This window comes from Methanosaeta sp. UBA356 (assembly GCF_002496465.1).
GTDB lineage: Archaea > Halobacteriota > Methanosarcinia > Methanotrichales > Methanotrichaceae > Methanothrix > Methanothrix soehngenii.
Genome location: NZ_DAKC01000049.1, coordinates 7599 through 19396, shown reverse-complemented (window position 1 = coordinate 19396; position 11798 = coordinate 7599). Strand labels below are relative to the sequence as shown.

The window sequence follows — 11798 nt, the reverse complement described above, 5'->3', positions numbered from 1 at the left end:
TAGTCCTGAAAGCCCACCAGGGCCCAGGTCCCTGAGCCTGGCCACAGTCCTGTAGAGCCAGGTTATGTTTCTGATCCGGGGAACCAGGATCTTCTCACCGTATATCTCTGAGAGCATATTATGCAAAGCATAAAAGAGCAGCAATAGCCCATCGATTGGAAGATAGCTCTCGGAGCGAATAAAGGACAGCAGCTTTGCCGCTTGCTCCATAACTTCATCAAGGGAGATCTCCGGCCGATCGTCGGAGAAGAAGGATATGGCGATCTGGCGGGTCAGCGACTTTACCAGGCCCGCGGCCAGGGCGGATTCGTCATAGAGAAAGCTATCCGCCTGGGTTCTCATGGACCTGGGCACTCCGCTGCCCGCGGTGATGCTCACCAGGGCCCCATATTTTTTGCAGAGGGTATCCTCGAAGAGCTTTCTCATCCTCCCATGGCGGTAGATGGTGGACAGGGCCATTCTGATATCCGGCGCGAGGGACCGGTGGTCGAACCTGGCAGCCAGCGGTATCTCCTGGCCGAATTTTATACGCTGCAGGAGATCCCGTGAGACATCATCTCCCTTCTCCCAGATGAACCGCAGAAGGTCCGGATCGGTGTACTCCCGGAAGAATAGTTCTATCCTCCTTTTGGCATCATCCTCATTCATCCTGGACAGGGCGTTCTCCAGAGCCGTGAGAAGCATGGCCCTTATGGATTGGACTGAAGGATGATAGATAAGGGCATTATAATGATGAGCCCGGGCGATGAGCATTGATTCCGCTGCCGTCTGGGACATCTCTGCCCGATAGTCACCCTGGCCGACGAGGACTATCCTGCCCTTGCAGATGGTGAGGGACTGCAGTATCTGGTCTGTATCCACCAGGCCCAGGGATACGCCAGAATGATGGGAGTCTCTGAGCAAAAAGTCCACTCTGTCTGCATCCAGGTCGCCAACTATGATCTGCCCCAGAGGCGGAATCCTTCCCCGGGCTATGTCTGCGACCTCTGCAAAGAGCTTGTCCGCATCGCCGAAATCCCTCTCTGCAATCCTTATGGCCTCTTGGCCGAAAGGATGGCAGGAGATTATATCCTGGGTGAACTCCTCGTGCCCGGAAGCTCTTTTGCCCTTCAACAGGGGCTGAACCTCGGGATTGCGGCCTAAGACCCCCTCAACAGCATGAGAGAGAGCGGAATGACCCAGGTCGTGGAGCAGGCCAGCTAAGCGAACCTTTCTCACCTCTTCAGAGGAGAGACCCAGGTGCTCGGCCATTCGCCCGGCCATATGCATGGTTCCTAGGGAATGCTCGAATCGGGTGTGGTTGGCCCCGGGATAGACTGCTTCCACCAGGCCCAGCTGCTTTATCCCCTTAAGCCTTTGTACTGGACGGGATCGGATGATCTGCCACTCCAGCGGATCTGTCGAGATGGACCCATGGACTGGATCGCGAATGACCTCTCTTGCCTCGCTCACGAAGATCGCCTTATTATGGCTGATAGTTCGGCGGTTTTTTTGATCATTCACTTCGGTGCGAGCAGCAAAATTGCTGCCGCTAGATCGCCTTTTGCCTCCAGGAGGGCCGCTCTTGCATCTTCATGATTTGCACCCGTCTGGGCGACAACCAGGTCCACATCTGACTCGGGGATCTCAAGCTCCGGTCCCTCGTTTGCCTCCGTTCCGGAGAGAGGGCGCTCAGTGGCATCGCCGGATATTTGATAGCTGCGCTGCCCATGGGCATCCATTATCGCGACAGAGGCGTTTTGTATAACGATCTCCTTATCAGGCATGCGGATGACAACCTCAATGACTCCTTCTAGCTCATCGATGTCTATTCCCATGCTCTTGAGCATGCCTTTCATCTTCTTGGGGCTCATGCCGCCCCTTCCTCCTAAACCTCCTAAACCAGGAAACATGTCAATCACTCTAATCTAAGGAGTCGATATTATCGTAGGTAAAGATATCTGTCACTATTGTGTGCAAAGGGGATTGGATATAATGGAATCGAGCTTGTCAGTGGTTTCCTGCATCGGAATACAGCATCATCTTTATAAAGAGAAAATATAAACCTTTTATTCAGGGTGATCGCATGAAAAAGATGATCTTATTGATTCTGGCTCTATGCTTTGGATCCTTAGTGGGAGTTACTCTATCTCAAAATGATGAAGTTGACAATGCTGCAACCATGACCGTCCTTAAACAGGATAGCGGCACAAATCTCTCCCAAATGAATATGACTCTGTATAGCGTCGCTATGGACATGGACGCATTCTCTGTGGGCGAGGCCGTGAAGTTCACTGCGCCAAATCCCGGCTGGAAATTGAAGCAGGTGAGGGTAGCAGGCTGGAATGGCTTCGATGGAAATGCGACATCAATTCCTGAATCTGAAAACTTCCTCATCGAGGTCAGAGACGAAAAAATGAATCTCCTCTACAGGATGGCAGATACCCAAAATGCTTACTTCACATTTCCTGCTATAATTCTCCGAGCCATAGACTTGCCTTCAGTTCCCGTGACGGATGAATTCTATGTGATCTTCTATGACCGGGGCTCGATGTTCATAGGTATGGAACTGGAAAATTCTACCGGCAGCTCTTACTTCTATGATAGCGTGTATTCGGAGCTGCTTCCAGTCGAATTCACAGACCAGAGCAATACCACAACCAGCATAAATTGGCTGATCAGAGCAGTTGGCGAGTGAAAGAGCAGGCTGAGTCCTGCAGACGAATTGCGGTCTGGTAGATGATCTGCCAGACTGCAATAAGACTCTTCAAAATCCTTATATGGGCCGGATTCATCAGAATATACGGGGTGATCATTTGAATAAGATGATATTTTTGATATACGGGCTATGCTTTGTGGCATCGTGCTTCGGAGCCATGGCTGCAGATACGTCATCGGAATCCGGCTATACCACTCTTGCGCAGGATAGCGGCAAGAATGCCTCCGATATGAATATCAGCCTGTTCACCATAACCGATGAGTTTGATATCGAAGGTCTGGATGTAGCAGAAGCCGTCAAGTTCAAGGCTCCCAGTTCAGACTGGAAGCTTTATGGTGTGAAGGTCCTGGGCTGGAGCGACTATAACAGCACCGATTACAGCTACAACATGGATAGGAACTTCCTCCTGGAGATCAGAGATAAGGACCTTCATCTCCTGTACAGATTTGCGGATGCTCAGAATGGTTACTTCCTCACCGATCAAGGCCCAATCTGGGGAGTCATAGAGATCCCACCGTTGGCAGTCACCGAAGACTTTTATGTGTTATTCTATGATCGCGGAGGAATGGTGGTTGGCATGGAATATAACAACGGAACTGGCAACTCCTTCCTTTACGGCAATGGAATTCTCACGCCGGCAGAATGGACCACTGAGGCCAATGAGACGATCGGAATCAACTGGATGATAGAGGCTGTAGGCAAGTGATATTCTGATTATGCCAGAAGGATCCATCAGTGATCCTCTGGCGATAATCCGGCGAAAATGAATTATAGCTGCACATCTCAAAACTTAGTCGATGTTTGAGTCTCGAGTTGCCTGCATCTGCGGCCTTCCAGGAATTGGAAGCGTGGGAAAAGTGGCTGCCGATTACCTAAGCAATGCTCTGAAATGCAGTGGCATTAAACCGTTCTATTCCCACAGCTTCCCGTCCCAGGTAATGGTTTCTGATGGCCTGGCGGAGCTCATGCACGCAGAGCTATTACGTTCCCAGGATAAGGAGAACATATTCGTGCTCTCCGGGGATACCCAGCCTCTGGATGTGCAGGGGATGTATCAGCTGGCAGGAGAGATTTTGCAGGCAATAGAATCTGAAGGGGTAACGGATGTGATAACCCTGGCCGCATTTGTGGGAGATGCGACTGCGAAGATACTCGGCTCGGCCACAGATCCTGAATCTGCAGCTGTTCTCCATGATTCTGGGATTACCCTGCTCCGCAGCGGAGCTATCGGCGGGATGAACGGCCTTTTGGCAGGGCTGGCGCCTCTCTATAATATGAGAGGCTTTTGCCTGCTGGGAACAAGCTCCGGAGCCGATCTGATAGATATTCCGGCGGCCACAAACCTTCTTTATGCCATCAGAGATCTGTTCAAGCTCGATCTTGATTTCTCCCTGATGGAGTCGATCATCGATGAGCCGGATGAGCCCGCCCCGGAAGAAGTGGACATGAACTATTGCTAAATTAGCCTCGCTACCAGCGATCCCCTTGGAACGGCCATTTTAGCCGCCACAGGCTCGCACTTGGCACGCAGGATATAGATCAGCCTGCCCTTCAGCCTCTGATCGAACTCGGACATGGTCTCGAAGTTGCCCATGCCCTTGGACAGTATCAGCCATTCCGGATCGAATAGGAGTACCGAGGCCTCTGGGCTCAGGTGCTCAAGTGCCGTTCCCACCACATTGCCGGTTGGTATCACATCCACATCCGAGAAGCTCTTCAATTCATCGGCGGTGACATCATTGATGATGGGCTCGGACTTCGATCCCACCACCACGGTCTTGCCCATCTCCTTTAGCTTCTCGATTACAAATAGATCGAATATGACCTCGCCGCAATTGTCTGTCAGATAAAGTATCTTGCCAAAAGACTGAAGCCGTCTTTTCAATTCAGCCATATCCGCATGCAGGTTCTCTTGAAGGGTGTCAGCAAAGACCCTGCCGAATGTCAGGTTATCAAAATCGTGGCCCTTGACCCCGAACTCCATGGAGTTGGCAGCCGAGGCAATTCTGATCAGGGCCTCGATCTTGTCCGGAGACTGTTCATAGAACTCCACTGCCCGTGGCAAGAGGTCCCTTGCCACCTGATTGCTCTCCTCCTTCAGTTCCCGATATGGATCTGAGCTTCCGCTTCGCCTTTTAATGATGAGCTCTCTTTCTGTGCCCATAAGAGCCGGAACACCGCCCTTATGGCAGGCCATGAAGTCCAGCAGCTCCTCTACTGCCGCTTTCTTATCCTCCTCCCGGGTGAAGACCATATCGCACTCGAACTTCGCCCGGTCCAGAAGGCAGGGATAACAGTTGGAGGCCACCCTCAATACGGCCACCTTCCCGACAGCACCCGAACGATATCGGGAATGACCCTCTCACCTACGTGCACACAGGATCCGCCGCTGAGAACGAAGACCAAACCCTTATCGCCCACAGCTTCCTTTACTATCTGAGCCATCCGGGGATAGGCCTCGAAGGTTAGGTTGAACCCACCATAGTCGTCCTGATGGGAGTCGTGCCCAAAGATGACAAAAGCTATCTGAAAGTCGAAGTCTCTTGCCAGCACCAGATCGCTCTTAAGGGCAGAGAGGAATCTCTCATTATCTGCTCCGAAAGAGAGGCCGATATCGTAATTGTTCCTCTGTGGATCATGCTCCTCGCCGGTGCCGCTGTGCAGGTTGATATGAAATACATCTGGATCTTCCCTGAAAAAGTCGCGCGTACCATCGCCGAAATGGGGGTCCACGTCCACTATGAGAAAGCGCTCGAAGCCCATCTCCTTAAGGCGCAGTATGGTGATCGCTACGTCGTTGAAGTAGCAGAATCCCCAACAGCTTCCTCTTGAAGCATGGTGCCCGGCGGTTCCGGTGAAGGCGAAGGCAGACTCTGCCTGACCAGCAGCCACCATCTCTGCGGCCATCATCACGCTCCCTGCGGACAAAATGGCCACATCCCGGTATTGATCCGTCTCCATGTTGGCCATGTGCCCTTCAGTATGAGCCTTCGCCACCAGCTCCATTGGAGCGGGTTTGGCCCGAAACACCTGCACCTCAATCCCGTCCACCAGCCCGGACTCCATCAGCTTCTCGAAGGATGGCTGAATCCTCTCCTTCAGAACGCTAAAGCCATGCCTGCCGAAATCCTCATGATATGTAATTGCAACCTTCATAGGGCGACCCTCAAATTCTAAAGCTCGGTTATGCGGGGATATCTCTCCAGCAGCATTCCTTCTACCACTATTGGCATAGACCTCTTGGCATCCCTGACTGCGCTATCCAGCTCCCAGTCCGATGAGGAGCAGATGGTGATCAGAGGCTCGCCTTTCTTCACCCTCTCACCCATCTTCTTGTGGATTATGACTCCCGCTTTCTGGTCCGAGGGAGCACCAGCCATGCGAGCCAGCTCTACAAGGCGTTTATTGTAGAAGGCCACCACATATCCTCCTGCCGGAGCCAAAATTTCCTCGCAGTTCTCGCCGATGACGATATCCTCGCTCTTCACATTGGGATTGCCTCCCTGGGCAGCGATGATTTCCATCAGCTTGGCATGAGCCTTTCCACTGCTGAGGATCTCTTCTGCAGCAGCGTAGCCTTCTCCTCGTCCTGCCACTCCGCCCATCTCCAGCAGTATGCCAGCTAACGAGAGGCTCTTCTCCCTCAGGCTATTTGGACCCGGCTTATTCTCCAGAAGGGTAAGCGCCTCACGCACCTCCAGAGCCGGTCCTATGGTTCTGCCCACGGGAGAGCCTCCAAAGGTCATGGCGCATTCCACCCGAATTCCCAGCTTATCACCCAGGTCTATCAGGTCCTTGGCCAGGGTCCTGCCGTCGTCTGCCGTGGGCAGCTTTGTGCCCGGCCCTACGGGCATATCCACTACCACTGCGTCAGCGCCTACAGCCCCTTTCTTGGCCATGATGGAGGCCAGCATCTGGCTGTAGGGGTCTATGGATAATGCATACTCCGCTTTAATCAGCTTATCATCTGCAGGGGCGATATTGGTGGCTCCGCCCCAGACTATGACTCCGCCCACCTTCTCTGTTATCTCCTTGATCTCTGCCGCACTGAACTCCACCGGGGCCAAGACCTCCATCAGGTCGGCTGTACCGCCCGCCCCGGTTATGGCCCGAGAGCTGGTCTTGGGAATGAGAAGGCCTGCGGCTGCCACTATGGGCACAATGAGAAGGGATACTTTGTTCCCGGGAACGCCGCCAATGCTGTGCTTGTCCATGACCGGATGGGTGTCGAAGTGAATCCGCTCACCAGTCTCGATCATCGCTTTGGTCAGCCAGACCACCTCCTCAGAGGGCATGTTATGAATGTAGGAAGCGGTGACATAAGCAGCAAGCTCAATGTCGCTGAGGTTGTTGTCCACGATATCCTGCACAATGGTTCGGATCTGATCCTCGCTCAGCTTCTCGTTATCCATCAAGCTTTTGATATGACAGATGGAAGCAGGCCTCGGTGCAGGCAGGATATCCACATCCACCGGATTATTGAGATCCTTAAGAGCCTCGGTGAAGATACCGATCTCCCCAGGCTTGACCATCTGGGTGGTGGTATCAAGCAGGGCGGTGGTTGCAGCCCCCTTGGCCCTCACCCGGACCCGGTCTCCAGGATTCAAGCCCCTCTCCCGGGCATCAACGATATTGAGCATGACTTTATGCTGACCTATCTCTATGTCAAAGGGTCGAACTAGCAGCATTTTTATAACCTCTTTTGAGTAGCTTTTTCAAGCAGCGAAAGCGATCTTATCCATTCTCCCCGCGCTTCGCGGGTGGTTCCCACCACAAGCCGAAGACCATTAGCAGTCTCCTCCAGTACGCCCTTGGCTTCTATCCTCTCTCCAGGGAGTGCCTGGCCGGCGTAGGTATGAGTGAAGCAGAGAATCTCCTTAACCTCCGGATGATCCAGCCGGAAGATGGCGGGGCTGTCAAAGGCGAACTCGCAATCTGTAACTTGAGCCTCGACCAGCCCCTGGCCGACAGTACGGCCCTCATCCAGCGGCTGGATCTGGTTCCAATCGCGGGTGAATAGCAGATCAAAGTAGGTGCCGTCGATCATGCCCCGGTTTCCTTTTCTCTTCTCATGGAGCATGAACTCCTCCAGGCTGATCTCGGGTTTTCTCTTGGCGTAGATTTTTTTCCAGGTCTCTTCATCCAGGTCCTGTATGACACCCTCTCTCTTTGCCCGGTCCACTATATTCCTTGCCTTCCACCACATGGGACCATAGACCACGAAATCGATATCCGAAGCAGGTGCCTGCAAGCCGATAAGCCTGGAGCCAGTGATTCCCATCTCCTCCCAGGGCACACCCGCTTGATTGAGGATGAGGGCGATCTTCTCCGTCTTGGGATCTTTCTCTGCCACAGCTCTCAAGCCCTGGGAGGGATCGTAGAGCCGGAGGACATCGGATTCAGGGACCACATGAAGGTCCTGAATATAATCCGGCCTATTCTGGCGCAAGAACTCGAATGCCTGGTCGAAGTCCATCTTTCGGTAGCGCATGCCTCTGGCAGCACGCTCCCCTGACGGATCGGGAATGTAGCGGAGCAGGGAGCGGAGGCCGTGAGGGTGGTTGTAGTCTGAGACAGCAAAGATCCAGCCCTCATTGGTTTCGAAAAAGTCTCTGATCCGGGCCATCACTTTATCGCCTTCAGCGCTTTGTCCAGGCCAGCGCCCGGCCGGATGATCTTTCTATTCTCCAGGTCCAGAAGGGTTGAGGGCTGGCAGTATTTGCATCTGCCACCGTCCACCACCAGCTCTACTCGATCCTCTATCTCTTTTGAGACCTCCTTAGCGCTCACCGGCGCTGGCTGGCCGGTGCGATTGGCGCTTGTGGAGGTGATCGGTCCGGCCTTATCGATTATCCTGAGGGCAGACTCGTGGTCCGGGAACCTTATGCCTACCAGGGATGAGCCGGCAGTGAGGATGTCCGGAACTATGCTCTTTTTTCGCAGCAGGATGGATACTGGTCCCGGCAGAAGATCCTCCAAAATATCCATGTCATCATCGCGAACCTCGGCCACCTCTCTGAGCATCTCCAGGCTCGAGACCGCTAGAGAGATGGGCATGGAAAGAGGCCTTTTCTTGATCAAAAAGACCCTCATAACTGCCTGCTCGTCCAGAGCATTAGCCCCCAGGCCGTAAACGGTCTCAGTTGGATAGACTACCACACCCCCTCCAATGATAAATCGAGCTGCACTGGGTATCATGGATTATTTCCGCTTGATGTTGGCTATGTCCCCTAAAGTGAGTCCCCTGCCGGAGCCCCCGGACTTGACCTGAGCCTCGCTGGCCTGATCGGTGAGCTTGATCTTAAGCTCCCTCTCCAGCTTCTTTCTGACATCATCCTCAGGTGAGATATCCTCTCTCTCGATCTTCTTCAGGAGCGTGGCCTTCTCCTTGATCCTCGCTCCCAGCTGCTCTGGCGTGAGTCCCAGGCCCTCCCGCGCCTCTCTGATCTTGCGCCCGAAATCCGGAACCAACTCCACCAAATCCTTGAACTGGTCGCGTGGTTTAGGCCTCATGACGGTGAAGGCCCTCTCCACAGGAACCATCTTCCGAGGAACTGGTGTCCATTTGTCCTCTGGTTTTCCGAAGCGCGCACAGCTCTTGCAAACTTCCATAGTTGATCGGTCAATAACGATCTTTTGGGGTGAACCTGAGATTTCGGCGCCGCAAATCTCGCATTGCTTCTCGGTCATTTCGGAAACCTTTATACGGGTCAAAGTTTAATAACCTTTGTAATTATGGATAGTGGAGAAGGCATGAATGAGTCAGGAGCTGGCGCGGATTTCTCGCGCTACATCCTGGACCGGATGCGCCAGCTGGAGGAGCGTAACCTGGCGCTGCGTGAGCAGAAGGACCGCGTAGAAGGCGAGAAGAGGCTCATAGAGAACCAGAAGCTCAAGTTCGAGCGAGAGGCCCGGAAGCTCAGAAGCGAGCTGGAGCGCCTGCGCGTCGGTCCGATGATCGTGGGAACCATCGTCGATGTTCTGGATGAGAACCGGGTTATCGTCAAGAGCAGTACCGGCCCCAGATTCGTTGTTAGTTTATCCCAATTCATAGAGGAGGAGATAAAGGTCGGGGCTCAGGTAGGCCTAAACCAGCAGTCATTTGCGGTGATGTGCGTTCTGCCCTCTCCCCGCGACCCGGCGGTATTCGGCATGGAGATCGAGGAGGCTCCAGATGTACAGTTCTCTCAGATTGGCGGTCTGGACACCCAGATCTCTGAGATCAGGGAGATCGTGGAGCTTCCCCTAAAGCGGCCGGACCTTTTCACCTCGGTTGGAATCGAGCCGCCCAAGGGCGTCCTGCTGCACGGCCCACCAGGTACGGGCAAGACCATCCTGGCGAAAGCTGTTGCTCAGAGCACAGAGGCCACATTCATGCGGGTGGTGGGTTCGGAGTTCGTGCAGAAGTACATCGGAGAAGGGGCACGCCTGGTCCGCGAGCTGTTCGAGCTGGCCAAGAGCAAGTCCCCAGCGATAATATTCATCGATGAGCTGGATGCCATCGGCGCCCGCCGCATGGATGGAGCGACCAGCGGAGATCGCGAGGTTCAGAGGACTTTAATGCAGATCCTGGCGGAGATGGATGGCTTTGACGCCCGCGGTGAGGTCAAGCTGATCGCTGCCACCAACCGTCTGGATATGCTAGACCCAGCTCTCCTTCGGCCAGGCCGCTTCGATAGAGTGATCGAGATCCCCCTGCCCAGCAAGGAGGCGAGAGAGTCGATTCTCAAGATCCACACCAAGGGCATGAACCTGGACCGGGACGTGAACCTGCGGCTGATAGCCGAGCTTTCCGAGGGCTCAAGCGGAGCTGATCTGAAGGCGCTCTCCACAGAGGCGGGCATGTATGCTATCCGGGAGGAGAGGACTACCGTCTACCAGAGCGACTTCGAGAGGGCGGCAGCCAAGATCCTGCTCAAAGAGAGGAACCACATGGCTGAGCCTGAGGGGCTCATCCAGCAGTACATTTGAGGTATTCGAGAGTTCCGGGCGGATATCAGATCCCAAAATTAATCCCAATACCGTGATCAGATCAGGCGACCAATTCATAGCCGGCCGCTCCGGCGGAGTGATCGGGGCGATCATTCCCTGGCGCGGCGGCTTTGCGGGCGTGGCTCCCGCCCATATTTTTCAACAGGTGGGGACAAGAGAGCTGAGATTGGGCGGGATCACTTGCCGGGTCTCATATATTCCTGGTGATGCCGATCTGGCCTTTTTTCCCATTCTCGCTCCCTGCCAGTTGACGATTCTGGGCAAGCCTCATCCGGGCGAGGCAGAGCTTGTGAACGCCCGCCATTCCATTGCCTGCCGGGTATCCGATTCCTCCTGGTCCATCGTCTATGTCATCCTGCCTCCGGGAGATCTCCCGGGACCCGGGGATAGCGGCTCAGCTCTGGTGCAGGATGAGAGAGTCGTAGGATTGCTTCTCTCCTTAAACATGCACACCTGCCGGGGAACAGCGGTCTCGGCGGAGATGATCGAGAGGGAGATCGGGAAATGATATTGGGTTCTTCGCTGTTTTCTATGCCACTATTTCGCTCTCGTTTTTTTGCCTCTGTCTCTCTGGTGAAATCGGGATGCTTGGACTTCACCACAAAGGAACAAAGGCACAAAGAAAATTCTCTGCCGTGCATTACCAACACAATTTAGCGAGGAGCCAAAATATTATGTTTTGCCTTTTCTTTCTGCACATGAAAATGTTTGTATTAATATATAAAACCTTCAACGGCTTGCCTTCATTGTATCCAAGCCTCCCCGGCGTTGAGGGGGCCCAGGGCATTAGCGCGGGAGGGCCGAAGGCCCGACTCGCGGCGTGCACAAAAAAAAACAGTCTGTGTAGATCAATCTTAGCCTTGATAATATCCCTGGATTTAAGAAATCGACCATGCCGATATCCAACATCATTCGAGCCTCTCAAAAAGCAGTTTAAACTTTCACCTGGGCCCGCCTGGCGAATTTTCCATTTAATTGCGTTATGATCAAGGCATCCCCAGGCGTTCCTTTATAGCCCTGATATCGGATTGCATCTGCCGGAAGTTCGAGGCGTATCCAGGCTGGATGTCTGCCCTCATGCCCTTGATCTCCTCAAGGGTCGCATCAG

13 protein-coding genes are annotated in these 11798 nt (G+C 53.8%); 5 read left to right on the top strand and 8 right to left on the bottom strand.

The genetic code is table 11. The annotated features are described in order from the left end of the window. Nucleotides 1–1452, bottom strand: a 1452-nt coding sequence (locus BP727_RS04045; protein ID WP_286857530.1) for an HD domain-containing protein, incomplete at its 3' end; no start/stop codon positions are given. A gap of 47 nt (nt 1453–1499) precedes the next feature. Beyond that, the gene (locus tag BP727_RS04040; RefSeq protein ID WP_269798832.1) at nt 1500–1853 is read right to left on the bottom strand and encodes a nascent polypeptide-associated complex protein; all 354 of its coding nucleotides are present in this window, start codon (nt 1851–1853) and stop codon (nt 1500–1502) included. Nucleotides 1854–2065: 212 nt separating this feature from the next. Here BP727_RS04040 and BP727_RS04035 point away from each other — a divergent pair, with 212 nt between their 5' ends. From BP727_RS04035 to BP727_RS04025, 3 genes are all read left to right on the top strand, one after another. Continuing rightward, complete coding sequence (locus BP727_RS04035; RefSeq protein WP_013718473.1) at nt 2066–2677, top strand: hypothetical protein; 612 nt, start codon at nt 2066–2068, stop codon at nt 2675–2677. A gap of 118 nt (nt 2678–2795) precedes the next feature. Further along, entirely contained in the window at nt 2796–3404 is a 609-nt protein-coding gene (locus BP727_RS04030; protein WP_286857527.1) for a hypothetical protein, read from the top strand. 91 nt (nt 3405–3495) lie between these two features. Next, nucleotides 3496–4158 (top strand): PAC2 family protein, encoded by a 663-nt coding sequence (locus tag BP727_RS04025; RefSeq protein ID WP_013718475.1) that lies wholly within the window; start codon nt 3496–3498, stop codon nt 4156–4158. Here BP727_RS04025 and BP727_RS04020 read toward each other — a convergent pair. The 6 genes from BP727_RS04020 to BP727_RS03995 are packed head-to-tail and all read right to left on the bottom strand — an operon-like array spanning nt 4155 to nt 9388. Then, nucleotides 4155–5021, bottom strand: a complete 867-nt coding sequence (locus BP727_RS04020) for a damage-control phosphatase ARMT1 family protein (RefSeq protein ID WP_286857523.1) — start codon at nt 5019–5021, stop codon at nt 4155–4157. The two genes, BP727_RS04025 and BP727_RS04020, sit on opposite strands and share 4 nt — an antisense overlap. Further along, nucleotides 5009–5854: a histone deacetylase gene (locus BP727_RS04015; protein WP_286857521.1), complete on the bottom strand. Its 846-nt coding sequence runs from the start codon at nt 5852–5854 to the stop codon at nt 5009–5011. The genes BP727_RS04020 and BP727_RS04015 overlap by 13 nt, the downstream gene beginning before the upstream one ends. Nucleotides 5855–5871: 17 nt before the next feature. Further along, a complete protein-coding gene (locus BP727_RS04010) occupies nt 5872–7386 on the bottom strand; it encodes an AMP phosphorylase (protein WP_013718478.1) in 1515 nt (504 codons plus the stop codon). Nucleotides 7387–7388: 2 nt separating this feature from the next. Next, nucleotides 7389–8324, bottom strand: coding sequence for a nucleotidyltransferase domain-containing protein (locus BP727_RS04005; protein WP_286857519.1), 936 nt, complete (start codon nt 8322–8324; stop codon nt 7389–7391). Next, complete coding sequence (locus tag BP727_RS04000) at nt 8324–8896, bottom strand: L-threonylcarbamoyladenylate synthase (protein WP_013718480.1); 573 nt, start codon at nt 8894–8896, stop codon at nt 8324–8326. Before BP727_RS04000 ends, BP727_RS04005 begins: the two co-directional genes overlap by 1 nt. A 3-nt stretch (nt 8897–8899) precedes the next feature. Then, nucleotides 8900–9388, bottom strand: coding sequence for a multiprotein bridging factor aMBF1 (locus tag BP727_RS03995; RefSeq protein WP_013718481.1), 489 nt, complete (start codon nt 9386–9388; stop codon nt 8900–8902). 63 nt (nt 9389–9451) lie between these two features. On the opposite strand from BP727_RS03995, the gene BP727_RS03990 reads away from it, so the two are divergent. Both BP727_RS03990 and BP727_RS03985 read left to right on the top strand, forming a co-directional pair. Then, nucleotides 9452–10669, top strand: a complete 1218-nt coding sequence (locus BP727_RS03990; RefSeq protein ID WP_273271012.1) for a proteasome-activating nucleotidase — start codon at nt 9452–9454, stop codon at nt 10667–10669. Between the two features lie 52 nt (nt 10670–10721). Continuing rightward, the gene (locus tag BP727_RS03985; protein WP_286857515.1) at nt 10722–11198 is read left to right on the top strand and encodes a hypothetical protein; all 477 of its coding nucleotides are present in this window, start codon (nt 10722–10724) and stop codon (nt 11196–11198) included. The last annotated feature ends 600 nt before the right edge of the window (nt 11199–11798 follow it).

Excerpts from the sequence above, each read along its gene's own strand:
- BP727_RS04040 (WP_269798832.1), bottom strand. The coding sequence starts at position 1,853 with ATGAGCCCCAAGAAGATGAAAGGCATGCTCAAGAGCATGGGAATAGAC.
- BP727_RS04035 (WP_013718473.1), top strand. The coding sequence starts at position 2,066 with ATGAAAAAGATGATCTTATTGATTCTGGCTCTATGCTTTGGATCCTTA.
- BP727_RS04025 (WP_013718475.1), top strand. The coding sequence starts at position 3,496 with ATGTTTGAGTCTCGAGTTGCCTGCATCTGCGGCCTTCCAGGAATTGGA.
- BP727_RS04015 (WP_286857521.1), bottom strand. The coding sequence starts at position 5,854 with ATGAAGGTTGCAATTACATATCATGAGGATTTCGGCAGGCATGGCTTT.
- BP727_RS04010 (WP_013718478.1), bottom strand. The coding sequence starts at position 7,386 with ATGCTGCTAGTTCGACCCTTTGACATAGAGATAGGTCAGCATAAAGTC.
- BP727_RS04005 (WP_286857519.1), bottom strand. The coding sequence starts at position 8,324 with ATGGCCCGGATCAGAGACTTTTTCGAAACCAATGAGGGCTGGATCTTT.
- BP727_RS04000 (WP_013718480.1), bottom strand. The coding sequence starts at position 8,896 with ATGATACCCAGTGCAGCTCGATTTATCATTGGAGGGGGTGTGGTAGTC.
- BP727_RS03995 (WP_013718481.1), bottom strand. The coding sequence starts at position 9,388 with ATGACCGAGAAGCAATGCGAGATTTGCGGCGCCGAAATCTCAGGTTCA.
- BP727_RS03990 (WP_273271012.1), top strand. The coding sequence starts at position 9,452 with ATGAATGAGTCAGGAGCTGGCGCGGATTTCTCGCGCTACATCCTGGAC.